This is a genomic window from Streptomyces sp. NBC_01335 (assembly GCF_035953295.1).
Classification (GTDB): domain Bacteria; phylum Actinomycetota; class Actinomycetes; order Streptomycetales; family Streptomycetaceae; genus Streptomyces.
In genome coordinates this window covers 5,141,496-5,167,661 of sequence record NZ_CP108370.1, presented here as the reverse complement: position 1 = coordinate 5,167,661, position 26,166 = coordinate 5,141,496, and the positions used below count along the sequence as shown (strand labels likewise).

Sequence of the window (26,166 nt, the reverse complement as noted above, 5' to 3'; positions counted from 1 at the left end):
GGGCCGATGCCGGGAACGGAAACGGGAACGGGAACGGGCAGCAGTGCGCGACACGGACTTCGCCGCACGCTCGGGTTCAGGGACCTGGTGGTCTACGGGCTGCTGTTCATCGCCCCGATGGCCCCGGTGGGCGTGTTCGGCACGCTGGACGCGAGGTCGGGCGGCGCGGTGGCGCTGGTCTACGTCGTGGCGACGGTCGTGATGGCGTTCACGGCGTTCAGTTACGCGCAGATGGTGCGGGTCGCCCCGAAGGCCGGTTCGGTGTTCACGTACGCCCGCACGGGGCTCGGCGAGGTGCCCGGGTTCATCGCGGGGTGGATGGCGATGCTCGACTACCTGCTGATCCCCGCGGTCGCCTACCTCTTCTCCGGTATCGCGATGAACGCGCTGGTCCCGGAGTTGTCGCGGTGGGTGTGGACGGCGATCGCGGTGGTGCTGACGACGGCGCTCAACCTGTGGGGGGTGCGGGCTGCCGCGCGGGTCGGTTTCGCGGTGCTCGCGCTGGAGATCGTGGTGCTGCTGGTGTTCGTGGTGTCGGCGGTGGTGGTGCTGGCGCGGGACGGTGCGCAGCGGGGCTGGCTGACGCCGCTGACCGGTGACTCCGGGTTCTCGACGACGGCGGTGATCGGGGCGGTGTCGGTGGCGGTCCTCTCCTATCTGGGGTTCGACGCCATCGCCTCGTTCGCCGAGGAGGTGACGGGCGGGTCCGCGAAGGTCGCGCGGGCGGTGCTGTTCTGCCTGGTGATGGCGGGGGCGCTCTTCGTGGTGCAGTCGTATCTGGCGGCGCTGCTGGAGCCGGTCTCGTCGGCGGAGCTGGCGGCCGATCCGGCGGCGCAGGGGTCGGCGTTCTACGACGCGGTGGACGCCTCGGTCGGCACCTGGCTGCACGACCTGGTGGCGGCGAGCAAGGCGGTCGGGGCGGCGTTCGCGGCGCTGGCGGGGCAGGCGGCGGCCGGGCGGCTGGTGTTCGCGATGGCGCGGGAGCGCAGGCTGCCGTCGTTCCTGGCGCGGATCGACGCGAAGTCGGGGGTGCCGAGGGTCGCGGTGCTCTGTGCGGCGGTGGTGACGCTGGTGGCGGCGGTCTGGGCGGCCCGGCGCGACGACGGGCTGGACCACCTGGTGTCCGTGGTGAACATCGGCGCGCTGACCGCGTTCGTGCTGCTGCACGCGTCGGTGGTCGGCTGGTTCGTGGTCCGCCGGATGGAGGGCGAGCCGAGCTGGTGGCGCCATCTGGTGGTGCCGGTGCTGGGCGCGGCGGCGCTGGTCGCGGTGATCGTGGAGGCGACGACGAGCGCGCAGGTGGTGGGTGCCTGCTGGTTCGCCGTGGGGCTCGTGGTGGTGGCGGTGCAGGGCGGCCGGCGCCCCGGCGGCGACGCGGAGACCATGGGCCGGGGCGGCGGCACCCGGCCCGGTACCTGAACGGGCGCGCGTACCCGAACGGGCGCGGGACCTGTACGGGCACGCGTACCCCGAACGGGCGCGGTGCGTGAGCGGGTCTCGTACGCGAACGGGCGCGGTGCGTGAGCGGGCCCGGTGTCCGTGGTGGCGGTTACGCTCGCCCGTATGGCTCTCAACACGTCCGCGGAAGCCCCGCTGCCCGTCGGTGAGGTGTCCCGGCTCATCGGCGGCTGGATCGACCGGCTCGGCGCGATCTGGGTCGAGGGGCAGATCACGCAGCTCTCGCGGCGGCCGGGCGCGGGGGTCGTCTTCCTGACCCTGCGTGACCCGGCGCACGACATCTCGGTGAGCGTGACCTGTTTCCGGCAGGTCTTCGACCGGATCGCGGACGTGGTGACGGAGGGCGCGCGGGTCGTGGTCCTGGCGAAGCCGGAGTGGTACGCGCCGCGCGGCCAGCTCTCGCTGCGGGCGACGGAGATACGCCCGGTCGGCATCGGTGAGCTGCTGGTGCGGCTGGAGCAGCTGAAGAAGTCCCTCGCCTCCGAGGGGCTCTTCGCGCTGGACCGGAAGAAGCCGCTGCCGTTCCTGCCGCAGCTGATCGGGCTGGTCTGCGGGCGCGCGTCGGCCGCCGAGCGCGACGTGCTGGAGAACGCGCGGCGCCGCTGGCCCGCGGTCCGGTTCGAGGTGCGCAACACCGCCGTGCAGGGCGTCCACGCGGTCAACCAGGTGGTCCAGGCGGTCCAGGAGCTGGATTCGATGCCCGAGGTCGACGTGATCGTCGTCGCGCGCGGTGGCGGCAGCGTGGAGGACCTGCTGCCGTTCTCGGACGAGGCGCTGATCCGCGCCGTCGCCGCCTGCCGTACGCCGGTGGTGTCCGCGATCGGGCACGAGCCGGACTCCCCGCTGCTGGACCTGGTCGCGGACCTGCGCGCGTCCACGCCCACGGACGCGGCGAAGAAGGTCGTACCGGACGTGGGCGAGGAGCTGGACCGGGTCCAGCAGCTGCGCGACCGGGCGCTGCGGACCGTACGCGGGCTGCTGGAGCGCGAGGAGCGGGGGCTGGCGCACGCGCTCGGCCGGCCGTCGATGGAGCGTCCGCAGCGGCTGGTGGACGAGCGGGCCGCCGAGGTGGAGGCGTTGACCGGGCGCGGCCGCCGGGTGCTGGGGCATCTGCTGGACCGGGCCGAGTCGGAGATCGCGCACACTCTGGCCCGGGTGGTCTCGCTCTCCCCTGCTGCGACCCTGGAGCGCGGTTACGCGGTGCTCCAGCGGGCGGACGGCCATGTGGTGCGCTCCCCCGAGGAGGCCGGCGCCGCCGGCGAGGTGCTGCGGGCGCGGGTGTCGGAGGGCGAGTTCTCGGTACGGGTGGAGGGGTGAGCCGGCTCCGGCCGTGTCCGGCGGATCATGGCCGGGACCGCTGTCGGTGGGCGCACATAGAGTGGGCGGCATGACGGACGACGGGACGACCACCGCCGGTGCGACCGGCACGCTCGGTTACGAGCAGGCGCGCGACGAGCTGATCGAGGTCGTGCGCCGGCTGGAGGCGGGCGGCACCACGCTGGAGGAGTCGCTGGCGCTCTGGGAGCGCGGCGAGGAGCTTGCGAAGGTGTGCCGCCGCTGGCTGGAGGGCGCCCGCGCCCGCCTCGACGCGGCCCTCGCCGAACCGGAGGACGGCGCGACGGCGGAGTGACCGGCGCGACGACCGGCTTCGGGACCGCCGCGGTGGTCGGCGTGCGGATCACGTGATCGCCCCGCCGCACCGGGCGTATGGCGTGGATCACGCCGCGCCCGATTTAGTTGAAAGTTAATCTACCCCTCGGCTACGGTGAATCCGTCGCTCAATTCCGGACGCCCAGAAGGTAGAACGCGCATGTCTCTCGCCCTTGACCCCGCCGCGCAGGCCCTCCTCTTCACCGAGGCCCGCACCGCCAACACCTTCTCCGACGAGCCGGTGACCGACGAGCAGATCCAGGCGATCTACGAGCTGGTCAAGTACGGCCCCACCGCCTTCAACCAGTCGCCGCTGCGCGTCGTCCTGGTCCGCTCCGAGGAGGGCCGTGCCCGCCTCGTCGAGCACATGGCCGAGGGCAACCGCCCGAAGACCTCCTCCGCGCCGCTGGTCGCGATCCTCGCCGCGGACAACGAGTTCCACGAGGAGCTCCCCGCCCTCATGCCGCACTTCCCGCAGGCCAAGGACGCGTTCTTCTCCGAGCGCCCGGTCCGCGAGCAGTCGGCCGCCCTGAACGCCGCCCTCCAGGCCGCCTACTTCATCGTCGGCGTCCGCGCCGCCGGCCTGGCCGCCGGCCCGATGACCGGCTTCGACGCCGCGGGCATCGAGAAGGAGTTCCTGGACGCCGACCACAAGCTGCTCATGGTCGTCAACATCGGCAAGCCGGGCGAGGACGCCTGGTTCCCGCGCCTGCCGCGCCTGTCGTACGACGAGGTCGTCACCACCGTCTGACCGGTCCGGTCTCGGACACCGAAAAGCCCGGAACACCTGAGGTGTTCCGGGCTTCTCGACGTCTCGGGGAAGCGCCGGCGCCGAGCCGGGCGGCGTTCAGGACGTGGTGAGCGCGGTGGCCATCGCGACCAGTTGCTTCCTGGGGGCGGAGCCGGTGACCACCGTGGTGGCGCCGTCGGCGTTCAGCACCAGGGCGTCGTACTTCGCGCCCTTCCAGTACTGCCACTTCTGGCCGGCCACGGTCTCGGTGCGGCCGGTGTCCTCGGCGTCCTGGCTGACGTCGGGTACGTACTTCTTCGCGGGCGTCGTGGACTGCTCCACCGCGACGTACCGGCCGTCGGGGTCGATGAAGCCCAGGTGCCAACTGCTGCCGTCGGCGCCGTCGTACGAGACGGAGGTCGCCTTCCAGCCGCCGGGGAGCCCGGACGGGGCGGCCACCGGGTACGGGGCCGCGCGGCGCGCGGTCGCGAGTTCGACGCGGTAGTCGACGGCCTTGACCGGGTCGGCCTTGTCGTCGTGCGGAACGAAGACGTAGATGACGCCGGCCGCGGCGACGATCAACACCAACGACAGGAACATGTCCCGGATTGTCTGCTTGCCTCGCTTGCTTGCCACGGATACATGGTGGCATGCGGCCCGCGCGGGACCGCCCGGGACCCCGACCCGAGCTCTCGCGCTCATCCGTGGGGCGCTCTGCTCATTTTATCGGCCTACCGATAGAGTCGAAGCACGCTCATTTCCGGTCGTCGTCGTACAGAAAGGCGTGCTCCGATGCCCGAGCACCATCTGCCGTCCCAGCTGGAAGTCTCTCCGGAGGCCCCCGACCGCAACCTCGCCCTCGAACTGGTCCGGGTCACCGAGGCCGCCGCCATGGCCGCCGGCCGGTGGGTCGGGCGCGGCGACAAGATCGGCGCCGACGGGGCCGCGGTGAGGGCCATGCGGACCCTCGTCTCCACGGTCTCCATGAACGGCGTGGTCGTCATCGGCGAAGGAGAGAAGGACGAGGCCCCGATGCTCTTCAACGGCGAACGGGTCGGCGACGGCACCGGCGCCGAGGTCGACATCGCCGTGGACCCGATCGACGGCACCACGCTCAACGCCAAGGGCATGTCCAACGCCATCGCGGTGCTGGCCGCCGCCGACCGGGGGGCGATGTTCGACCCGTCGGCCGTCTTCTACATGGACAAGCTGGTGACCGGGCCCGAGGCCGCCGACTTCGTCGACATCGACGCGCCCGTCGCGGTCAACATCCGGCGGGTCGCGAAGGCGAAGCGCTCCTCGCCGGAGGACGTCACCGTCGTCGTGCTCGACCGCCCGCGCCACGAGGGCATCGTGAAGGAGATCCGGGACACCGGGGCCCGGATCAAGTTCATCTCGGACGGCGACGTGGCCGGTTCGATCATGGCCGCCCGCGAGGGCACCGGCATCGACCTGCTCATGGGCATCGGCGGCACGCCCGAGGGCATCATCTCGGCCTGCGCCATAAAGTGCCTGGGCGGTGTCATCCAGGGCAAGCTGTGGCCGAAGGACGAGGCCGAGCGGCAGAAGGCCCTGGACGCCGGGCACGACCTGGACCGGGTGCTGTCGACGGACGACCTGGTCCGCGGCGACAACGTGTTCTTCGTGGCGACCGGGATCACCGACGGCGAGCTGATGCGCGGAGTCCGCTACCGGGCGGAGACAGCCACCACCGAATCGATCGTGATGCGGTCCAAGTCGGGCACGATCCGCACCATCTCGTCCACGCACCGGCTGTCGAAGCTGCGCGCGTACAGCGCGATCGACTTCGACCGGGCGCAGTAGACCCGCGATCCGGACGAGCGCACCGCGCCGACGGAACGCGAAGGGGGCCACCGGGCGGGTGGCCCCCTTCGCGTCTGTCCGCGGGTCAACCAGCGGCGGCGATCGACCCCTTGGCGGCCGCGGCCGCCTTGAGCTCCACGTCACGCCGACGCCTGCGGGCCAGGACCACCCGACGCTCGGCGGCGGTGAGACCGCCCCAGACCCCGTACGGCTCCGGCTGCATCAGGGCATGTTCCTGACACTCCACCATGACGGGGCAGCGGGCGCAGACCCGCTTCGCGGCGTCCTCACGGGACAGCCGGGCGGCTGTCGGCTCCTTCGACGGCGCGAAGAAAAGCCCGGCTTCGTCCCGGCGGCACACCGCCTCGGAATGCCAGGGGCCCGCCTGGTCTTCCCGTGCGGGAGCTCGCTGAGCGGGCACAGCGGCGACCTGCAGGGGCTGATGAGGCAGTTGCAGCACGGTCTACTCCTGACGACGGCTTCGCGAGCGAGAGACGATGCAGGATTCTTTACCCGCTGTACGCACAGCTATGCGCTGAGTGGCACCGCCGAACGAGGCGTGCAAGAGGGCTCGGCCCACACCCTGGCCGAATAGCGCCTCTCACTCCCGTCCCGCGCCGTCGCTGCGCCCCCGCCCGGGCCCCGCGGCGCACCCGTCGGCGGGTGTGCGGCGGCCGGTCGTTCAGTGGCCGAGGTGCTTGCGCAGCTGGCGCTGGAGGTTCTCGATCAGCTTGCCCCGCTTGGGCTTGGCCTCGACGTTCCCGAAGACGGAGTAGCCGTTGACGACGACGACCGGCGCCTCCGGATCGGCGGACTCGGTGTTCTCCACCTCGAAGTTGGCGAAGATCCCGGTGCCGCTGCCGCGCAGAGTGATGTTCTCCGGAACCTTGACTTCGACATTGCCGAAAATCGACGTCGCGTTGATGACCGTGAGCCGTTGCCCGAACAGCGCTTCGGTCAGATCGATCTCCACCGTGCCGAAGAGCGCGAACGCGTGGGTGCGCCCGCCGACCCGCCAACGGCCCCTGCGCGTGGCGCTGCTGAAGACCGCGACGAGCTTCTCCGCGTCGGCGGAGGCGGCGCCCGCCTCGTACGCGAACGGGCCCGTCGTCGCCCGCCCGGGCGCGGGGCTCCCGGCGGCGGGAAGATCGCTCACCAGGGGCTCCAGCTCGCCGACGGTCTTGGCGCGGTAGACGAGTTCGACCCGCTCCGCGTGCTCCTCGGCGGTCAGCCGGCCTTCGGCCACCGCTTCCCGCAGGATGTCCGCGATCCGGTCGCGGTCGGCGTCGGACGCGCGGAAGCCGGAGGGCCCGGAGGACGGGGCGGCGGCCGTGGCCGTCGGCCGCGGGGACTGCTGAGGCTGCTTTTCGAGGTCCACCGGCCCAGCGTACCCAAACGCGATAGATCGCGACTAGGCCGCGTCCGGCAATTCGCGTCGGATCGGCGGGCGGTGTCCGGCGCGGCGCATCGCAAGGCGGAGGACCGCCCGCGTACTGGATGTACTCGGGCGGTCCGACAACGCCGCGAGGTGCCGTGCCGGGCGGCCGGGCTCCCCACTCCCCCGCCCCACTCCCCGGCCCCGCCCGGGTGAGCCTTACCTCACAGACCCGGCCTCCCTCCCGAGCTCTACCCTGGTGGGTGCGCTGCCCAAGGGAGGTCAGCCGCTGTCGCCGAGTAAGGAATGGCCGAAATGCCAGAGTTTGCGTACTCCGATCTGCTCCCCGTGGGAGAGGACACCACGCCGTACCGGCTGGTGACCTCCGAAGGCGTTTCGACCTTCGAGGCCGACGGCCGTACGTTCCTCAAGGTGGCGCCCGAGGCGCTGCGCACGCTGGCCGCCGAGGCGATGCACGACATCTCCCACTACCTGCGCCCCACCCACCTCGCCCAGCTGCGGCGGATCATCGACGACCCGGAGGCGTCCTCGAACGACAAGTTCGTGGCGCTGGACCTGCTGAAGAACGCGAACATCGCCGCCGCCGGCGTGCTGCCCATGTGCCAGGACACCGGCACGGCCATCGTCATGGGCAAGCGCGGTCAGAACGTGCTGACCGAGGGCGGTGACGAGGAGGCGCTGTCGCACGGCATCTTCGACGCGTACACCAAGCTCAATCTGCGGTACTCGCAGATGGCTCCGCTCACCATGTGGGAGGAGAAGAACACCGGCTCCAACCTGCCCGCGCAGATCGAGCTGTACGCCACCGACGGCGGCGCGTACAAGTTCCTCTTCATGGCGAAGGGCGGCGGCTCGGCGAACAAGTCGTTCCTCTACCAGGAGACGAAGGCCGTCCTGAACGAGGCCTCCATGATGAAGTTCCTGGAGGAGAAGATCCGTTCGCTGGGCACCGCGGCCTGCCCGCCGTACCACCTGGCGATCGTGGTCGGCGGTACGTCGGCGGAGTTCGCGCTGAAGACCGCCAAGTACGCCTCCGCGCACTACCTCGACGAGCTGCCCGGCGAGGGCTCCCCCACCGGGCACGGCTTCCGGGACAAGGAGCTGGAGGAGAAGGTCTTCGAGCTGACGCAGAAGATCGGGATCGGCGCGCAGTTCGGCGGCAAGTACTTCTGCCACGACGTACGCGTGGTCCGCCTCCCCCGGCACGGCGCCTCGCTGCCGGTGGCCATCGCCGTCTCCTGCTCCGCCGACCGCCAGGCGACCGCGAAGATCACCGCCGAGGGCGTCTTCCTGGAGCAGCTGGAGACGGACCCGGCGCGCTTCCTGCCGGACACCACCGACGAGCACCTCGACGAGTCCGGTGACGTGGTGCGGATCGACCTCAACCGGCCGATGGACGAGATCCTCGCCGAGCTGACCAAGTACCCGGTCAAGACCCGTCTCTCGCTGACCGGCCCGCTGGTCGTGGCGCGCGACATCGCGCACGCCAAGATCAAGGAGCGGCTGGACGCGGGCGAGGAGATGCCGCAGTACCTCAAGGACCACCCGGTCTACTACGCGGGCCCGGCGAAGACGCCCGAGGGATACGCGTCCGGGTCGTTCGGCCCGACGACGGCCGGCCGGATGGACAGCTACGTCGAGCAGTTCCAGGCGGCGGGCGGCTCCAAGGTGATGCTGGCGAAGGGCAACCGGAGCAAGCAGGTCACCGACGCCTGCGGTTCGCACGGCGGGTTCTACCTGGGCTCGATCGGCGGCCCGGCGGCCCGGCTGGCGCAGGACTGCATCAAGAAGGTCGAGGTCGTCGAGTACGAGGAGCTCGGCATGGAGGCGGTCTGGCGGATCGAGGTCGAGGACTTCCCCGCGTTCGTCGTGGTGGACGACAAGGGCAACGACTTCTTCACCGAGCCCGCCCCGGCGCCGACCTTCACCAGCATCCCGGTGCGCGGCCCCGGCCTCGCCTGACCCGGACGGGCCGCGGAGCCCGATCACGTACGGGCCCGACCCGTACGGGCCCGACCCGTACGGGCCCGCGGAGCCCGACCCGTACAGCCCGATCCGTACGCAGGAGGGCATCCCGAGGGCCTTCCCAGGGGCGTTCCGGCCGGTGACATCCGGCCGGGGCGCCCCGCGCGCTTTCCTGAAGCCGCCGGTCTGGAGCCGCCGATGAGCGCCCCGCGAGCGCACCGGCGAAATCAAGCCAATTTCGCGCAATGACGCCAGGTGACGGCCGCTCTTCCCGGGGCGGCGGACCGGCGGTGCGCGGGCGGCGGTCCGTACCCGGCGGCGCGATCTCCGTGGAGCACATCCGGCGCGCGCGGACAGCGAATTCGGCCCGGCGCCCGGTGGTGCGGGCAGGTGCCCCCCGTTCCCCGGTGCCGCCGCGACCCCTGCGGCCGGGGGGCCGCCCGGCGCCCGGACCACCGCCCCTTTCCCGCAGCGCGCCCGGGGGCGGGCTTGCGCGGCGCCCGGCGTCTGCGGTGGGTTGAGCGTGTCCGGCCCTGATCCGCCGGGCCCCCCACCGCCCGCACGAGCCGTGCGCGCCCAACTCGCCCCCGTGCCGCGAGCGGCGGGGAGATCGCCGACAACCCCCGTGCCCCACCCTCGCGGTCGCACACCACCGGAAAGGCGGACGACGCATGACGCCGGCCCCCCACCGAAGCCACACCGACGACCTGCTGGCCTTCATCGCCGCCAGCCCCTCCCCCTACCACGCGGTGGCGAGCGCCGTGACGCGCCTGGAGAAGGCGGGATTCCGCGAGTTGCGCGGTACGGACGACTGGAGCGGTACGACCGGAGGCTGTTACGTCGCCCGCGCGGGCGCGCTGATCGCCTGGTACGTCCCCAAGGACGCGCCCGTGCACACCCCCCTGCGGATCGTCGGCTGTCACACCGACTCGCCGAACCTGCGGGTGAAACCGAACCCCGACACGGGGACCGCGGGCTGGCGCCAGATCGGTGTCGAGATCTACGGCGGGGTGCCGCTGAACACCTGGCTCGACCGCGACCTGGGCATCAGCGGCCGGCTCACCCTGCGCGGCGGCACCCCCGGCGCCCCGCGCGAGCTGCTGGTGCGCATCGACGAGCCGCTGCTGCGCGTCCCGCAGCTCGCCATCCACCTCGACCGGAGGGTCAACGAGGGGGCACTGCTCGACCCGCAGCGCCACCTCGCCCCGGTGTGGTCGCTCGGCGCGCCCGAGGAGGGCGCGCTGCTGCGCCGGGTCGCGGCGGCGGCCGGCGCGGACCCGGCGGACGTGCTGGGCTGGGACCTGATGCTGCACGACGTCCAGCCGCCGGGATACCTGGGCGTGGAGCGGGAGTTCGTGGTCGCGCCCCGCCTCGACAACCTGGTCTCCGTGCACGCGGGCGTCACCGCGCTGGCGGACGCCGCCGGCGCCGGCGAGCAGCCCCGGTACATCCCGGTGCTGGCCGCCTTCGACCACGAGGAGGTCGGCAGCGCCTCGCAGACCGGGGCGCAGAGCCCGCTGCTGGAGCGGGTGCTGTCGCGCGCGGTGGCGGCGCGCGGCGGCAGCGCGGAGGACTGGGCGCGGGCACTGGCCGGCTCCTTCTGCGTCTCGGCCGACATGACCCACGCCGTGCACCCCAACTACCAGGAGCGCCACGACCCCGGCCACCACCCGCTGCCGAACGGCGGCCCGACGGTGAAGGTCAACACCAACCAGCGGTACGCCACCGACAGCACGGGGGTCGCGCTCTTCCGCGAGGCGTGCGACCGGGCCGGGGTGCCGTGGCAGTCCTTCGCCGCCAACAACGCGATGCCCTGCGGTACGTCGATCGGCCCGCTGACCGCCGCCCGGCTCGGGGTGACCACGCTCGACGTCGGGGTCCCCGGGCTCTCCATGCACTCGGCGCGCGAGCTGTGCGGGGCCGAGGACCCGGCGTATCTGGCGGCGGCGCTGTCCGCCGTGCTGACGGCCGCCTGAGCGGTCGCAGGCGCCGGCCCGCCCGTCAGCCCCGTACCCCGCGTGCCGCGTGCGCGCGGGGTACGGGTGCGGGAGAGGGTGGCCCGGGGCGGGCCGGGTGGTGTCCGGCGGATCGGGGACGCGACCTGGGCCGTGGTCCGCCGGACACCACCCGGGGGAATAGCCCCGCGACGGCGCGCGCTCAACGGCACAGGAGGTTCGAACAACATGACCGATGCACAGGACCCGGCGGAATTCCGTGTCGAGCACGACTCGATGGGTGAGGTGAGGGTCCCGGCGGACGCCAAGTGGCGCGCGCAGACCCAGCGGGCGGTGGAGAACTTCCCCGTCTCCGGCCAACGCCTCGAACGCGCCCACATCGAGGCGCTGGCCCGGATCAAGGCGGCGGCGGCCAAGGTCAACGCCGGTCTGGGGGTGCTCGATCCGGAGGTCGCCGAGGCGATCCGGGGGGCCGCCGCCGAGGTGGCGGAGGGCCGGTGGGACGACCACTTCCCGGTCGACGTGTTCCAGACCGGCTCGGGGACCTCGTCCAACATGAACACCAACGAGGTGATCGCCACCCTCGCCTCCGAGCGGCTCGGCCGTGACGTGCACCCCAACGACCACGTCAACGCCTCGCAGTCCTCGAACGACGTCTTCCCGTCCTCGATCCACATCGCCGCCACCGCCGCCGTCACCGGCGACCTCGTCCCGGCCCTGGAGCACCTGGCCGCGTCGCTGGAGCGCAAGGCGCGCCAGTTCGCGGAGGTCGTCAAGTCGGGGCGTACCCACCTCATGGACGCGACGCCCGTCACCCTTGGACAGGAGTTCGGTGGGTACGCGGCGCAGATCTCCTACGGCGTCGAGCGCCTGCGCGCCTCCCTGCCCCGGCTCGCCGAACTCCCGCTGGGCGGTACGGCGGTCGGCACCGGGATCAACACCCCACCCGGCTTCTCCGCCGCGGTGATCGCGGAGATCGCCGGCACGACGGGGCTGCCGCTGACGGAGGCCCGCAACCACTTCGAGGCGCAGGGGGCGCGGGACGGGCTCGTGGAGGTCTCGGGCCAGTTGCGTACGGTCGCGGTCTCGCTGACCAAGATCTCCAACGACCTGCGGTGGATGGCCTCCGGGCCGCGCACCGGGCTGGCCGAGATCGCGCTGCCCGACCTCCAGCCGGGGTCCTCGATCATGCCGGGCAAGGTGAACCCGGTGATCCCCGAGGCGGTGCTGATGGTCGCGGCGCAGGTGATGGGGAACGACGCCACGGTCGCGGTGGCGGGCGCGGCGGGGAACTTCGAGCTGAACGTGATGATGCCGGTCATCGCGAAGAACCTGCTGGAGTCCGTACGGCTGCTCGCCAACGCCGCGCGGCTGCTGGCGGACCGCACGGTGGACGGCATCACCGCCGACACCGCCCGGACCCGCGCCTACGCGGAGTCCTCGCCCTCGGTGGTGACCCCGCTGAACAAGTACCTCGGGTACGAGGAGGCGGCCAAGGTCGCCAAGAAGTCGCTGGCCGACGGCACCACGATCCGCGAGACCGTGCTGGCCTCCGGGTACGTGGAGCGGGGCGACCTGACGGTGGAACAGCTGGACGCGGCGCTGGACGTGCTGCGCATGACCAGGCCGTGAACCTCCGCTCCCGGACGGATCGTCAGGTTCCGCTGACGATCCGTCGGGGTCCGGGCCGCGAGGTGATACGTATCGCAGCGCCCGCGCGGCGGCGTCCGTAAGATCTGTTCATGGAAGGTACGGGAGAGCACACACGCTGGGCGCCCGGGGACCAGATCCTCTGGCGCTACCGGGACAAGGGCAGCGAGTTCGGGGCCACGCACGCTCCGCCGCTGCGCATCTGCCGTCCGGTCACGGTCGTGCAGGACACCGAGGACCTCCTCGCGGTGTGGATGGCGCCGGGCACCGAGTGCGTACGGCCGGTGCTCGCCAACGGCACCGAGGTGCACGCGGAACCCCTGGCCACCCGCTACACCGTGCCGCGCACCACGGACCGGTACACCTGGTGGGGCATGGGCGTACTGAAGCTCGCGCGGCCGGGTGAGCCCTGGTCGGTCTGGCTCTTCTGGGACCGGGGCTGGGTCTTCCGGAACTGGTACGTCAACTTCGAAGAACCACTCACTCGTTGGAGTTCTGGGGTCGATTCCGAGGATCACTTCCTCGACATCTCGGTGAACCCCGACCGGAGCTGGAAGTGGCTCGACGAGGACGAGTTCGCGCAGGCTCAGCGGGTCGGCCTGGTGGACCCCGGCACGGCCGAGCGGGTGCGCAGGGCGGGGCGTGCGGCGGTCTCGGTGATCGAGGCGTGGGGGTCCCCGTTCCGGGACGGCTGGGAGCACTGGCGGCCCGATCCGGCCTGGCCCGTCCCGGCGCTGCCGGATGACTGGGACCGCACCCGCGCGCGTACGCCGTCGTGAGACTCTTGAATCACCCGTGGGGGGCGCCCGTAGGATCAGCCTCCCGAGGGCCCGTGCGCGACAACCCGCGTACCGGCCACCGGACCTGACCGCATGTCACAGGCGACACCGCACACGCCGTACCACCCGCACGGGCCGCAGCCCGGACGGACCGCACGGTCGCGGAAGCCACTACGAGGGGGTGGAGGCGTGGTGCTCGCACGAGCGGGTGGACACCCCGGCACGGCCGCCCTCGCGGCCGGCGCGGTCCGCACGGCCGGGACCGCACCCGGCCCCGGGACCGCGGCCTCCGCCGACACCGCGGACACCTCAGGCACCTCGGACACCTCGGACACCGAAAACGTTGTCAACGCTCGGTCATGTGTGCGCAAGGTTTCGGCCCCGCGCGCGGTGGTCACGGGTGAGCGCCGTTGTTCCCACCGCTCTCACCGGGGCAGAGTGTCGCCCCACGAGGTGACTGCCTCATACAACCGGCCCGGACGGACGGAACCCCACGCGTGACGGAGCACCCCACCTCCCACGAAGGCCACCGGCCTCTCGCCGCCCGGCCGCAGGAACGCACCCGGCCCCGGCAGCAGGACGCCACGCCGGCCGCCGCGACGCCCGCGGCCATCCCGGGACCCGCCGGAGCCCCCAGGGCGCCCGGCACCGCTCCCGCCGTCCCCGGCGCCATCGCCGCGCCCGACCCGCAGGCGGCGTCGCGGCGCGAGGGCGACCGGCTGCGGTTCGTCGGCGCGGCCACCCGCCGGATCGCCCGGGGCATCGATCTCGACGAGATCGTGCTCGGGCTCTGCCGGGCCAGCGTGCCGACCTTCTGCGACGAGATCCTCATCTACCTGCGCGATCCGCTGCCGGTGGGCGACGAGCGGCCGGTGGAGCCGTTCGTGCTGCGGCTGCGGCGCAGCGACCGGCTGCGGACGGCCGAGGAGGACGTGGACGCGCTCCACGACCCCGAACGGCTCAGACCGCCGGTGATCGACCCGGGGACCGATCTGCTGCCCGTCGCGGACCTCTGCGAGGTCCGTAACGGTGGCGCGCTCGGCGAGGTGCTGCGCGGGGTGCGCCCGGTCTTCGGCGACAACGCGGCGGCCCGGTCGGCCCTGCCCGAGCTGCTCGGCTCCGGGCGGCCCGCGCCCACCGGTCACCGCGCGATCCTGGCCCCGCTGCGCGGCCGGCGGCGGGTCATCGGCTCGGCCGTCTTCCTGCGCACCACCGAGCGCGCCCCCTTCGAGGCGAACGACCTGCTGGTCGCGGCGCAGCTGGCGACGCACACCGCGCTCGGCATCGACAAGGCTGTCCTCTACGGCCGTGAGGCGTACATCGCGGACGAGCTCCAGCGCACCATGCTGCCGGACTCGCTGCCGCAGCCCACCGGGGTGCGGCTCGCCTCCCGCTACCTCCCGGCGGCCGAGACCGCCCGGGTCGGCGGCGACTGGTACGACGCGATCCCGCTGCCGGGCAGCCGGGTCGCGCTGGTCGTGGGCGACGTCATGGGCCACTCGATGACCTCGGCCGCGATCATGGGGCAGCTGCGCACCACCGCGCAGACGCTCGCCGGTCTCGACCTGCCGCCCCAGGAGGTCCTGCACCACCTGGACGAGCAGGCGCAGCGGCTCGGCGAGAACCGCATGGCGACCTGCCTGTACGCGGTGTACGACCCGGTGGCGCACCGCATCACGGTCGCCAACGCCGGCCATCCGCCGCCGGTGCTGCTGCACCTCGGCGGGCGGGCGGAGGTGCTCGACGTGCCGCCCAACGCCCCGATCGGGGTGGGCGGGGTCGACTTCGAGGCGGTGGAGCTGGAGGCGCCCGCCGGCGGCACGCTGCTGCTGTACACGGACGGCCTGGTGGAGTCGCGGGTGCGGGACGTGTGGACCGGCATCGAGCAGCTGCGGGAGCGGCTGGCCGCGACCGCGCGGCTGACCGGTCCGGACCACTCGCCGCCGCTGGAGGCGCTCTGCGACGACGTGCTCGACATGCTCGGGCCGGGCGACCGGGACGACGACATCGCGCTGCTGGCGGCCCGCTTCGACGGGATCGCGCCGAACGACGTGGCGTACTGGTCCCTGGACCCGGAGGACTCGGCGCCGGGCCGGGCCCGCCGGCTGGCCCGGGGGGCGATGGAGCGCTGGGACATGGACGCCGACCTCTCGGACGAGGTGGAGCTGCTGGTCAGCGAGGTGGTCACCAATGCCGTGCGGTACGCCGAGCGGCCGGTGACGCTGCGGCTGCTGCGGACCGACATCCTGCGCTGCGAGGTCGGCGACGACTCGCCGCAGCTGCCCCGGCAGCGCCGGGCCCGGGAGACGGACGAGAACGGGCGCGGCCTGTTCCTGGTGAACCGGCTGGCCCGGCGATGGGGGGCGACGCGGCTCTCCTCGGGCAAGGTGGTCTGGTTCGAGATGGCGACCCGGGGACAGTAGAAGGGGCGTACGAGGGTGGTAGGCCCTGTCGGGGGCCGGCGCACGTGTTGCCGACCCCGGGGCCGGAGAGTTGACTCGGTCCCGAACGTCAGAGCGGCCTGGTGGGTGTCCGGTGGATCAACGCCGGGCACCTCCTGCCCCACCCCCCACCCCGACGGGAGGACGCTCGTGACCGAGGAGACCCGCAAGCTTCCGTACACCACGAACAACGCCGGGATTCCGGTGGAGAGCGACGAACACTCGCTCACCGTCGGTGCGGACGGCCCGATCCTGCTCCAGGACCACTACCTGATCGAGAAGATGGCCCAGTTCAACCGTGAACGGGTCCCCGAGCGGGTGGTGCACGCCAAGGGATCGGGGGCGTACGGCACCTTCGTCGTGACCAACGACGTGAGCCAGTTCACCAAGGCCGACCTGTTCCAGCCGGGCAAGCGCACCGACATGCTGGCGCGTTTCTCGACGGTCGCCGGTGAGCAAGGCTCTCCCGACACCTGGCGCGACCCCCGCGGTTTCGCGCTGAAGTTCTACACCGAGCAGGGCAACTACGACATGGTCGGCAACAACACGCCGGTCTTCTTCGTACGGGACCCGATGAAGTTCCAGGACTTCATCCGCTCGCAGAAGCGCCGCCCGGACAGCGGGGTGCGCGACCACGACATGCAGTGGGACTTCTGGACGCTCTCCCCGGAGTCCGCCCACCAGGTCACCTGGCTGATGGGCGACCGGGGGATCCCGAAGACGTACCGGAACATGGACGGCTTCAGCTCGCACACCTACATGTGGGTGAACGCGGGCGGGGAGCGCTTCTGGGTGAAGTACCACTTCCAGACCGACCAGGGCATCGACTTCTACACGCAGGCCGACGCCGACGCGATGGCCGGCACCGACGGTGACGTGCACCGCCGGGACCTGTTCGAGGCGATCAGGCGCGGCGACCACCCGAGCTGGACGCTGCGGGTCCAGATCATGCCGTTCGAGGACGCGCCGGACTACCGGTTCAACCCGTTCGACCTGACCAAGGTGTGGCCGCACGGCGACTATCCGCTGACCGAGGTCGGCCGGATGACGCTGAACGAGAACCCCGAGGACTTCTTCGTCCACATCGAGCAGGCGTCCTTCGAACCGTCGAACCTGGTGCCCGGCATCGGCCCGTCGCCGGACAAGATGCTGCTCGGCCGGCTCTTCTCCTACCCGGACACGCACCGCTACCGGATCGGCCCGAACTACGCGCAGCTCCCGCCGAACCGGCCCCGGCACGGCGTGAACTCGTACGCGAAGGACGGCCCGATGCGGTACGAGCCGTCGCGGACGGGAGCGGTGTACGCGCCGAACTCGTACGGCGGCCCGGCCGCGGACACCGCCCGGTTCGGCGACCCCGCCGGGTGGGCGACGGCGGGCGAGATGGTCCACGAGGCGTACAAGCTGCACAGCGAGGACGACGACTGGGGCCAGGCGGGCACGCTGGTGCGCCAGGTCCTCGACGACGCGGCGCGGGACCGGCTGGTCTCGAACATCTCCGGCCATCTGCTGGACGGGGTGAGCGCCCCGGTCCTGGAGCGCGCGCTGCAGTACTGGCGCAACGTCGACAAGGACCTCGGCGACCGGGTCGCCAGGAAGGTCAACGGCGGCTGACCGGCCACCCGAACGACCGAGGGCGGTACCGGATCGTCTCCGGTACCGCCCCTCGGTCGTGTGCGCGGGCCGCCTGCCCGGCCGGGCAGGCCGCGCCGCCGCGGGTCAGCCGAGCAGGCCGACGCCGCCCGGGCGCTCCGTCGGCTGGGTGTCGCCTCCACCGTCGTCGCCGCCGTCCCCCGGGTCGTACCCCCCGTCGGAGGGCGTCTCGCTGGGCTCCACGGTGGTCGACTGGCTCGGGTCCGGCGAGGGGGTCTCCTCGGTCGGCTCCTGCGAGGGCGTCGCCGACGGGGACGCGGTCGTGGCGCTCGGTGTCGGGGAGGGCGAGGCCGACTCGGTCGGGGTCGGCGGCGGGGTGTAGGGCACCTCGCCCTTCTCCACGTCCTCCAGGTCGAACTGCGCGTCGGAGCCGCCGTTCAGCGCCCCCAGCGTGTAGTCGGCCCAGATCCTGGCGGGGAAGCCACCACCGTTGGCGCGGCCGGAGTTGGCGGTGCCGGTCAGGCTGACCTGTCCGCCGCCCTCCTTCGGGGACTCGCCGTAGAGCGCGACGACGGTGGTCAGCTCGGGCGTGTAGGCCGCGAACCAGGCCGCCTTGTTGTTCTCGGAGGTACCGGTCTTGCCCGCCGCCTCGTACGCGGAGGTGTTGGCGGCCTGGCCGGAACCGGAGTCGATGACCCCGGTCATCGCCTTGGTCACGGTGTCGGCCGACTTGCGGCTGATCACCTGCTTGCCGACGCCGTCGACGGCCTCGACCGTGCGGTCGCGGTGCTCGGCCGACTTCACGATGAACGGCGTGACCTTCTTGCCGTGGTTGTCGAGGGTGGCGTAGGCGCCGGCCATGTCCCACGTCGAGGCGTTCATGGTGCCCAGCGTGATGGCGGGGCGCTCGGGGAAGCCCTTGTCCGGCAGCCCGAGGCTCAGCGCCGTCTTCTTCACCTTGGCGGGGTCCACGTCGACGACCATCTGCGCGAAGACGGAGTTGACCGAGTCGTTCAGCGCCCTCTGCACGCTGATGTCGCCGTAGGACCGGTCGTCCTCGTTCTGCGGGGCGAACGGGGTGTCGCTCCCGACCACCGGCCGTTGGCTGGTGCCGTCGTAGACCGTGTTCAGGCCGATCAGATCGCCGTCCTGCGTGGTGGACTCGTTCTCCAGGGCGGAGGCGAGCACCAGCGGCTTGAAGGTGGAGGCGGGCTGGTAGTCCCTGCGGGTGGCGTTGGAGATGTAGTGCTCGGGGAGGCCGACCCCGCCGTAGAGCGCGACGACCGCGCCGGTCTTCGGGTCGACCGAGGTGGCGCCCGCCTGGACGGTGGCGTCGACCTTGTTGCCCTTCCGGTCCAGCTTCGACTCCAGCTGGTCGTCGACCGAGTTCTCCAGCTGCTTCTGGCGCTTCTTGTCGATGTTGAGCGTGATGGTCCAGCCGCCGGCGTCGAGCTGCTCGTCGGTGACGCCCTGCTTCTTGAGCTCGTCCTTGGCCGCCTCGACGAGGTAGTAGTTCTGGCCCTCCATGCCGGGCGCGGCCTTGGGGGTCTTCGGGACGGGGAACTTGAGGCCCTGGCGGTCGGCGCTGCTGAGCCAGCCCTTCTCGACCATGTTGTCCAGGGTGTAGCCCCAGCGGTCCTTGACCAGGCGCTTGCCCGTGTCGGTGGCCGTGGACCAGTCGTACTGGCTGGGGGCCTGGAGCAGCGAGGCGAGGTAGGCGCCCTGGGAGACGTCGAGCTTGGAGGCGTCCACGCCGTAGTACGCCTGGGCGGCGGCCTGGATGCCGCTGGCGCCGCGCCCGTAGAAGGCGGTGTTGATGTACCCGGCGAGGATGTCGTCCTTGGTCATCTTCTGGTCGACCTTGAGCGAGATCACCAGTTCCTTGAGCTTGCGGGAGACCGTCGCGTCCTGCGTGAGGTAGTAGTTCTTCACGTACTGCTGGGTGATGGTCGAGCCACCCTGCTTCCCCTTGCCGGAGACGGTGCTGAGCAGGGCCCGGGTGGTGCCCTTCAGGTCGACGCCCTTGTCCTGGTAGAAGGACTTGTTCTCGGCGGCGACGAAGGTGTGCTGCACGTCCTTCGGGACCTGCGCGAGGTCGACGATCTCCCGGTTCACCTCGCCCGTGCGGGCCAGCACGGTGCCGTCGCTGTACTTGTAGACGTTGCTCTGCTTCTGCGCCTGGGCGTTCGCCTCGGGCACCGGTACGTACAGGTACAGCACCACGAAGGCGCCCATCACCAGCAGGCAGAGACCGAAGAAGGTGCCCAGCAGCCGCTTCCAGGTGAAGAGCCCGCGTATGCCGCCCCTCTTGCCGGCCCGCGCCTCGCGGCTGCGGGCACGACGCTCATCCGCTCGCCCCATCGCTGTGTCGCTCCTGTTTCTCGGTCGGTCGGTCCCCCGCGGCTCCGTCGGTCCTGGCGGCGTGGCCGTCCGCACCGTCGTGAGCCCTGCCGTCAGTTCTGCCGTCAGCTCTGCCCAGCCAAGACAGCTAACACTGTCGAGACGGACAAAAAGCAAGCGATCCGGCCTTTTCCGGACGTGAGAATCAGCACCCGCCTCTCCAGGAACCGACTCCTTCCAGGGCTCCGCGGTTGCGAAAACCGTTAATGTGATATCACTTTGACAGCAGTGAACTCCCCCGCATCCACGGGGGAACCAGACGAATCGGGGGACCCCGTGTCCGAACAGCACAACGAACGCCAGCCGTCCGCGCCCACGCCTTCACCCACCACCGATCTGCCCGTCGACGCGCCGCGGATGCCGGCCTCGCAGGTCCGGGAGGTGACCGCGCACTCCATCCCGGGCGGCCTCGGCCTGCTGCTCACCGTCGTCGGCGTCCTCATCGGGGTCGGCGTGATCGTCGTCGGCGGGGTCCTCGGCTCGGGCGGCAGCGACGGTCTCGGCGCGGCCCTGGTGATCGTCGGCATCCTGGTCGTCATCGCCTCCTTCTTCTGCATGAGCGGGGTGAAGATGGTCGCACCCGGCGAGGCCCGGGTCGTCCAGCTCTTCGGCCGGTACGTCGGCACCATCCGGACCGACGGCCTGCGCTGGGTCAACCCGCTCACCAGCAGCCGGAAGATCTCCACCCGGGTCCGCAACCACGAGACCGCGGTGCTCAAGGTCAACGACGCCTACGGCAACCCGATCGAGCTCGCCGCGATCGTCGTCTGGAAGGTCGAGGACACCGCGCAGGCCCTCTTCGAGGTGGACGACTTCCTGGAGTTCGTCGCCACCCAGACCGAAGCGGCCGTCCGGCACATCGCCATCGAGTACCCGTACGACGCCCACGAGGAGGGCGGCCTCTCGCTGCGCGGCAACGCCGAGGAGATCACCGAGAAGCTGGCCGTCGAGCTGATGGTCCGGGTGCAGGCGGCCGGGGTCCAGATCATCGAATCGCGCTTCAGCCACCTCGCGTACGCCCCCGAGATCGCCTCGGCGATGCTCCAGCGCCAGCAGGCCGGGGCGGTCGTCGCGGCCCGCAAGCAGATCGTCGAGGGCGCGGTCGGCATGGTCGAGATGGCGCTCACCCGGATCGCCGAGCAGGACATCGTGGAGCTGGACTCGGAACGCAAGGCGGCCATGGTCAGCAACTTGATGGTGGTGCTCTGCGGGGACCGCGCCGCGCAGCCGGTCCTGAACACGGGCACGCTCTACCAGTGACCGAAGAAACCTCCGGGCGCGGGCCGCGGCAGCGCAAGCAGATGCTGCTGCGGCTCGACCCCGCCGTGCACGACGCGCTGGCGCGCTGGGCCTCCGACGAGCTGCGCAGCGCCAACGCGCAGATCGAGTTCCTGCTGCGCCGGGCACTGGCGGAGGCGGGCCGGCTGCCCGGCGCGACGGGGCCCATCGCCCGCCGGGGCCGCCCGCCGAAGGCGCCCGGCACGGAGCCGGGGGCGGGGGCGCACCCGGCGGAGTGAGGGGGTGCGCCCGCCGGAGTGGCACCCGAGGGCGCGCCCGCCTCGGGCGTTCTTGCATTCCAGCCAGCTATACACCGCAGGTATACACACCGTGTACAGTGCTCCGCATGTCTATCGGTCACACCCTGCTCGGACTCCTGGAGTCCGGCCCCCGCCACGGCTACGACCTGAAGCGGACCTTCGACGAGAAGTTCGGCCACGACCGCCCGCTGCACTACGGGCAGGTCTACTCGACCATGTCCCGGCTGCTGAAGAACGGGCTCGTCGAGGTCGACGGCGTGGAGAGCGACGGAGGTCCCGAACGCAAGCGGTACGCCATCACGGACGCCGGGATCACGGACGTCTCCACCTGGCTCGCCCAGCCGGAGAAGCCGGAGCCGTACCTCCAGTCGACGCTGTACACCAAGGTGGTGCTGGCGATCCTGACCGGCCGCGGTGCCGCCCCGGTGCTGGACGCGCAGCGCGCCGAACACCTGCGGCTGATGCGCACGCTGACCGAGCGCAAGCGCGGCGGGGACCTCGCCGACCAGCTCATCTGCGACCACGCGCTCTTCCACCTGGAAGCCGATCTGCGGTGGCTGGAACTGACCACCGCCCGGCTCGACAAGCTCGCCGAGGTGGTCGCCCCGTGACGCTCCCCGACCCCCGGCTCTCCGGCTCCCCGCTCTCCGGCCCCCTGCTCGCCGCGCGCGACCTGCGCAAGACGTACGGCGCGACGCCCGCGCTCGACGGCGCGTCCTTCTCCGTCCACCCCGGCGAGGTCGTCGCGGTGATGGGCCCCTCGGGTTCCGGCAAGTCCACACTGCTGCACTGCCTCGCCGGGATCATCACGCCCGACTCCGGCTCGGTCACCTACGCGGGCCGCGAGCTCTCCTCGATGTCCGACGCGGAGCGCAGCGCCCTGCGCCGCACCGAGTTCGGGTTCGTCTTCCAGTTCGGCCAGCTCGTCCCCGAGCTGACCTGCGTGGAGAACGTCGCGCTCCCGCTGCGGCTGAGCGGCGTCCGCCGCAAGCCGGCCGAGCGGACGGCGCTGCACTGGATGGAGCGGCTGGAGGTCGAGAACGTGGCCGGAAAGCGCCCCGGCGAGGTCTCCGGCGGTCAGGGCCAGCGCGTCGCGGTCGCCCGCGCCCTGGCCTCCTCCCCGAAGGTGCTCTTCGCGGACGAGCCGACCGGCGCGCTGGACTCCCTCAACGGCGAGCGGGTCATGGAGTTGCTCACCGAAGCCTCCCGCTCCTCCGGGGTCGCGGTGGTGCTGGTGACCCACGAGGCGCGGGTCGCCGCCTACTCCGACCGGGACGTCACCGTCCGGGACGGCCGGGCCACCGACCTGGAGTACGCCGTATGACCGACCCCGGCACCAGGCCCCGCACCCTCTCCCGTACCCCGGCCCGGCTGCGCGACCTCGGGCTCGGTGTCCGTTTCGCCGCCGCGGGCGGCCGCGAGGGCTGGGTCCGTACCCTGCTCACCTCCGTCGGGGTGGGCATCGGGGTGACCCTGCTGCTCGTCGCCTCCGCCGTCCCGCACCTGCTGGACGAGCGGAGCCACCGCAGCGACGCCCGGATGGAGAGCCTGGCGTCCCTCGCTCCCGATTCCAACGGGAAGACGGACCGCACGGTCCTCGTCAAGCCGATCGACACCGAGTTCCACAACCACGCCGTCCAGGGCACGCTGATGCGCGCCGACGGCTCGCACCCGGTGCTGCCGGCCGGCCTGGCGCACGTCCCCGCCGCCGGCCGGATGTACGTCTCCCCCGCCCTGGCCGAGCTGCTGAAGTCCTCGGACGCCCGGCTGCTGCGGGAGCGCCTGCCGTACGCCGTCGAGGGCACGATCACCGACGCGGGCCTGGTGTCCCCCCGCGAACTCCGGTTCTACCTGGGCAGTTCCACCCTCACCGCGGACAACGGTGGCCACCGGCTGACCGGTTACGGCAACGGGCTGCCCGTCCCCCCGCTCGACCCGCTGCTCGTCGTCCTCAGCGTGATGGTCGGCGTGGTGCTGCTGATGCCGGTGGCCATCTTCATCGCCACCGCCGTGCGGTTCGGCGGGGAACGCCGGGACCGCCGGCTCGCCGCGCTGCGCCTGGTGGGCGCGGACATCGGCTCGGTCCGGTGGATCGCGGCCGGGGAGGCGCTCTTCGGGGCGCTGCTCGGGCTGCTCGCCGGTGCCGTGTTCTTCCTGGCGGGGCGTCCGTTCGTCGGCTCGCTCTCGGTCTGGGAGCAGAGCGTCTTCCCCGCCGACCTGGCCCCGGCGGCGCCGCTGGTCGCGCTGATCGTGTGCGCGGTACCGCTCTGCTCGCTGGTGGTGACCCTGGTCGCCATGCGGTCCGTGGTGGTGGAACCGCTGGGGGTCGTCCGGGAGGGAACGGGCCGCAGGCGGCGGCTCTGGTGGCGGCTGCTGGTGCCGCTGGCGGGTCTCGGGATCTTCGCCGCGCAGGGGCGGACGGGCGAGGATCAGACGGCCAGGCCGTATCCGATCGTCGTCGGCGCGGTGCTGGTCCTGCTGGGGCTGGCCCTGCTGCTGCCCTGGCTGCTGGAAGGGTGCGTGAACCGGCTGCGCGGCGGCCCGGTGCCCTGGCAGCTCGCCGGCCGCAGGCTCCAGCTCAGCGCCGGGACGGCCGCGCGGACGGTCAGCGGGATCACCGTGGCGGTGGCGGGGGCGGTCGCGCTCCAGATGCTGTTCGCCGCGATGAACGCCGACTTCAACCGGCTGACCGGCCAGGACCCCACCCGGGCCCAGTTCTACATGGTGTCCGAGAACGTCTCCGGCGACGGCGCCACCCGCGCGATCGAGGAACTCCGCGCGACCAAGGGCGTGAAGCAGGTGATCGGCAGGGTGGAGGTGTTCGCGACGAAGCCGGGCACGTACACCGGGGACGAGGTCGAGCCCACCACCTCGATCACGGTCGGCGACTGCGCGACGCTGAAGGAGCTGGCCAGGATCACCACCTGCGCGGAGGGCGACACCTTCGTCGCGCACCCCGCCCACGACCAGGAGATGTCCGACTGGGTCGACGAGTCCGCGCGCAAGGGCGAGCAGGTCAAGATCGACTCCTACAGATCCGGGCCGGACGTCCGCAAGCCGGTCTACTGGACCCTGCCGGCCGGGGCACGGACCGTCACCGGGCGGGTCGACCCGCACGGCGAGGAGACCACGGGCATTCTCGCGACCCGAGGGGCGATCGACCCGGCAACCCTCCCCGGGGCGACCGTGGTGTCCGAGGTGAGGATCGACGAGAGCGTGCCCGAGGTCTCGGAGTACGTACGGAACACGGCGGCCCGGATCGACCCCACCATGCGGGTCGTCGCCCTGAACTCGACCGAACGCGACGGGCGGTACGCCAGCATCCAGACGGCCGTCAAGGTCGGCGGCACCGCCACGCTGCTGCTGATCGGCGCCTCGATGCTGGTGCAGCAGCTGGAGCAGCTCCGTGAGCGCCGGAGGCTGCTGTCGGTCCTGGTGGCCTTCGGTACCCGGCGCTCGACGCTGGGCTGGTCGGTGCTGTGGCAGACGGCGATCCCGGTGGCGGCGGGTCTGGTGGTCGCGGTCGCCGGCGGGCTGGCGCTGGGCTGGACGCTCACCTGGATGACCGCGAAGCAGGTCTCCGACTGGTGGCTGTTCCTGCCGATGACCGGTGTGGGAGGCGGGCTCGTCCTGCTGGTGACCCTGCTCTCGCTGCCGGCGCTCTGGCGCCTGATGCGGCCGGACGGACTGCGCACGGAGTAGCCGGTCGGTGGCGCGACGCGGCGGCGACCGCCGGGGGGTCAGTGCTCCCCGGCGGTCGTCATCCGTACCGGCAGTTCGGCCATCGCCTCGCGCAGCGCGGCGGCGAACTGGCCGAACTCCTCGTGCCGGGCGGTCCCGGTCCGCATGGCCAGCGCGACCCGCCGCGAGGGGGCGGGTTCGGCGAAGGAGGCGGTGGCGAGTGCCGGGTTGCGGCCGGTCTCCACGGTCACGGCGGTGCGCGGCAGCAGGGTCACCCCGAGGCCGCCGGCGACGAGCTGCACGAGGGTGGAGAGCCCGGCGGCGGTCGTCGTCACCGGCGCCCCGTCCGTACGCCCGGCCTCCCGGCAGATGTCGAGCGCCTGGTCGCGCAGGCAGTGGCCCTCGTCGAGCAGCAGCAGCGGCAGACCGCGCAGCTCCTCGCGGGGGAGGTCCGTGCGCCCGCCGAGCCGGTGGTTCTCCTCGGTGACCAGCACGAAGTCCTCGTCGAAGAGCGGCAGCTCGGTCACCCCGGGGTGACCGAGGGGCACGGCGAGCAGCAGCAGGTCGAGGCGCCCGGCGGAGAGCCCCTCCAGCAGCGAGGTGGTCTGCTCCTCGTGGACCTGGAGGTCGAGTTCGGGGTACCGGACGTGGACGAGCCGCAGCACGGTCGGCAGCAGGTACGGGGCGACGGTCGGGATCACCCCGAGCCGCAGGGTGCCGGTGAACGGCGCCCGGACGGCCTCGGCCTCCTCGACGAGCGCGCCGACCGCGTCCATGACGGCACCGGCGCGGAGCGCGAGGCGTTCGCCGGCCGTCGAGAGCAGCACCTTGCGCGTCGTCCGCTCGATGAGCTGGACACCGAGTGTCTCCTCCAGCGACGAGACGGCCCCGGAGAGGGCGGGCTGGCTCATCCCGATCGCCGCCGCCGCGTCCCGGAAGTGCAGGTGCTCCGCGACGGCCACGAAGGCGCGCAGCTGCGAGAGGCTGGGTTGTTTGGTCCTATTGCCCTGGATTGCCTGAGCCACTGATAGGTACCTCCGATCATCGGCACCGAGTGTAGCTATTTCCGCGATCAATGCACTCTGTGCCAAGGTGGAGCCAGTCCA

Annotated in this window: 21 protein-coding genes; 16 read left to right on the top strand and 5 right to left on the bottom strand. The window is 72.1% G+C overall.

From position 1 onward, the window contains the following. Positions 1 to 6: 6 nt before the first annotated feature. The 4 genes from OG599_RS22310 to OG599_RS22295 all read left to right on the top strand — a co-directional run bounded on the left by OG599_RS22310 (position 7) and on the right by OG599_RS22295 (position 3,859). Positions 7 to 1,419: an APC family permease gene (locus OG599_RS22310; protein WP_327177748.1), complete on the top strand. Its 1,413-nt coding sequence runs from the start codon at positions 7 to 9 to the stop codon at positions 1,417 to 1,419. 144 nt (positions 1,420 to 1,563) lie between these two features. Beyond that, complete coding sequence (gene xseA / locus OG599_RS22305; RefSeq protein ID WP_327177747.1) at positions 1,564 to 2,775, top strand: exodeoxyribonuclease VII large subunit; 1,212 nt, start codon at positions 1,564 to 1,566, stop codon at positions 2,773 to 2,775. Positions 2,776 to 2,845: 70 nt separating this feature from the next. Beyond that, positions 2,846 to 3,088 carry an exodeoxyribonuclease VII small subunit gene (locus OG599_RS22300; RefSeq protein ID WP_327177746.1) on the top strand — a complete coding sequence of 81 codons (243 nt, stop codon included), beginning with the start codon at positions 2,846 to 2,848 and terminating at the stop codon, positions 3,086 to 3,088. A gap of 180 nt (positions 3,089 to 3,268) precedes the next feature. Further along, entirely contained in the window at positions 3,269 to 3,859 is a 591-nt protein-coding gene (locus tag OG599_RS22295; RefSeq protein ID WP_327177745.1) for a malonic semialdehyde reductase, read from the top strand. Between the two features lie 96 nt (positions 3,860 to 3,955). Here the strand turns inward: OG599_RS22295 and OG599_RS22290 are convergent, their stop codons facing one another. After that, on the bottom strand, positions 3,956 to 4,474 hold the full coding sequence (locus tag OG599_RS22290; RefSeq protein WP_327177744.1) for a DUF4245 domain-containing protein: 519 nt from the start codon (positions 4,472 to 4,474) through the stop codon (positions 3,956 to 3,958). A 156-nt stretch (positions 4,475 to 4,630) separates the two neighbouring features. Between OG599_RS22290 and glpX the strand changes: the two genes are divergently transcribed. Beyond that, positions 4,631 to 5,662 (top strand): class II fructose-bisphosphatase, encoded by a 1,032-nt coding sequence (gene glpX / locus OG599_RS22285; RefSeq protein WP_327177743.1) that lies wholly within the window; start codon positions 4,631 to 4,633, stop codon positions 5,660 to 5,662. Positions 5,663 to 5,747: 85 nt separating this feature from the next. Here the strand turns inward: glpX and OG599_RS22280 are convergent, their stop codons facing one another. Both OG599_RS22280 and OG599_RS22275 read right to left on the bottom strand, forming a co-directional pair. After that, a complete protein-coding gene (locus OG599_RS22280; protein ID WP_327177742.1) occupies positions 5,748 to 6,122 on the bottom strand; it encodes a WhiB family transcriptional regulator in 375 nt (124 codons plus the stop codon). Between the two features lie 222 nt (positions 6,123 to 6,344). Next, positions 6,345 to 7,040, bottom strand: a complete 696-nt coding sequence (locus OG599_RS22275) for a DUF1707 SHOCT-like domain-containing protein (RefSeq protein WP_327177741.1) — start codon at positions 7,038 to 7,040, stop codon at positions 6,345 to 6,347. A gap of 312 nt (positions 7,041 to 7,352) precedes the next feature. Between OG599_RS22275 and OG599_RS22270 the strand changes: the two genes are divergently transcribed. From OG599_RS22270 to OG599_RS22245, 6 genes are all read left to right on the top strand, one after another. Beyond that, entirely contained in the window at positions 7,353 to 9,020 is a 1,668-nt protein-coding gene (locus OG599_RS22270; protein WP_327177740.1) for a fumarate hydratase, read from the top strand. 674 nt (positions 9,021 to 9,694) lie between these two features. Further along, positions 9,695 to 10,999: a M18 family aminopeptidase gene (locus OG599_RS22265; RefSeq protein WP_327177739.1), complete on the top strand. Its 1,305-nt coding sequence runs from the start codon at positions 9,695 to 9,697 to the stop codon at positions 10,997 to 10,999. Between the two features lie 207 nt (positions 11,000 to 11,206). Then, positions 11,207 to 12,610 carry a class II fumarate hydratase gene (locus OG599_RS22260; protein ID WP_327177738.1) on the top strand — a complete coding sequence of 468 codons (1,404 nt, stop codon included), beginning with the start codon at positions 11,207 to 11,209 and terminating at the stop codon, positions 12,608 to 12,610. Positions 12,611 to 12,720: 110 nt separating this feature from the next. Then, a complete protein-coding gene (gene fomD / locus OG599_RS22255; protein ID WP_327177737.1) occupies positions 12,721 to 13,407 on the top strand; it encodes a cytidylyl-2-hydroxypropylphosphonate hydrolase in 687 nt (228 codons plus the stop codon). 497 nt (positions 13,408 to 13,904) lie between these two features. Then, positions 13,905 to 15,830 carry an ATP-binding SpoIIE family protein phosphatase gene (locus OG599_RS22250; protein WP_327177736.1) on the top strand — a complete coding sequence of 642 codons (1,926 nt, stop codon included), beginning with the start codon at positions 13,905 to 13,907 and terminating at the stop codon, positions 15,828 to 15,830. A gap of 168 nt (positions 15,831 to 15,998) precedes the next feature. Then, positions 15,999 to 17,462 (top strand): catalase, encoded by a 1,464-nt coding sequence (locus OG599_RS22245; protein ID WP_327177735.1) that lies wholly within the window; start codon positions 15,999 to 16,001, stop codon positions 17,460 to 17,462. 105 nt (positions 17,463 to 17,567) lie between these two features. Here the strand turns inward: OG599_RS22245 and OG599_RS22240 are convergent, their stop codons facing one another. Further along, on the bottom strand, positions 17,568 to 19,802 hold the full coding sequence (locus tag OG599_RS22240) for a transglycosylase domain-containing protein (RefSeq protein ID WP_327177734.1): 2,235 nt from the start codon (positions 19,800 to 19,802) through the stop codon (positions 17,568 to 17,570). Positions 19,803 to 20,198: 396 nt separating this feature from the next. Here OG599_RS22240 and OG599_RS22235 point away from each other — a divergent pair, with 396 nt between their 5' ends. From OG599_RS22235 to OG599_RS22215, 5 genes are all read left to right on the top strand, one after another. Further along, entirely contained in the window at positions 20,199 to 21,101 is a 903-nt protein-coding gene (locus OG599_RS22235) for an SPFH domain-containing protein (protein ID WP_442809704.1), read from the top strand. Between the two features lie 41 nt (positions 21,102 to 21,142). After that, positions 21,143 to 21,358: a hypothetical protein gene (locus OG599_RS22230; protein WP_327180141.1), complete on the top strand. Its 216-nt coding sequence runs from the start codon at positions 21,143 to 21,145 to the stop codon at positions 21,356 to 21,358. Between the two features lie 107 nt (positions 21,359 to 21,465). Further along, positions 21,466 to 21,990 (top strand): PadR family transcriptional regulator, encoded by a 525-nt coding sequence (locus tag OG599_RS22225; RefSeq protein ID WP_327177732.1) that lies wholly within the window; start codon positions 21,466 to 21,468, stop codon positions 21,988 to 21,990. Beyond that, a complete protein-coding gene (locus OG599_RS22220; RefSeq protein ID WP_327177731.1) occupies positions 21,987 to 22,703 on the top strand; it encodes an ABC transporter ATP-binding protein in 717 nt (238 codons plus the stop codon). Before OG599_RS22225 ends, OG599_RS22220 begins: the two co-directional genes overlap by 4 nt. Next, positions 22,700 to 25,081, top strand: a complete 2,382-nt coding sequence (locus OG599_RS22215; protein WP_327177730.1) for an FtsX-like permease family protein — start codon at positions 22,700 to 22,702, stop codon at positions 25,079 to 25,081. The genes OG599_RS22220 and OG599_RS22215 overlap by 4 nt, the downstream gene beginning before the upstream one ends. Positions 25,082 to 25,119: 38 nt before the next feature. On the opposite strand, the gene OG599_RS22210 is transcribed toward OG599_RS22215, so the two are convergent. Then, positions 25,120 to 26,085, bottom strand: coding sequence for a hydrogen peroxide-inducible genes activator (locus tag OG599_RS22210; protein WP_327177729.1), 966 nt, complete (start codon positions 26,083 to 26,085; stop codon positions 25,120 to 25,122). Positions 26,086 to 26,166 lie beyond the last annotated feature (81 nt).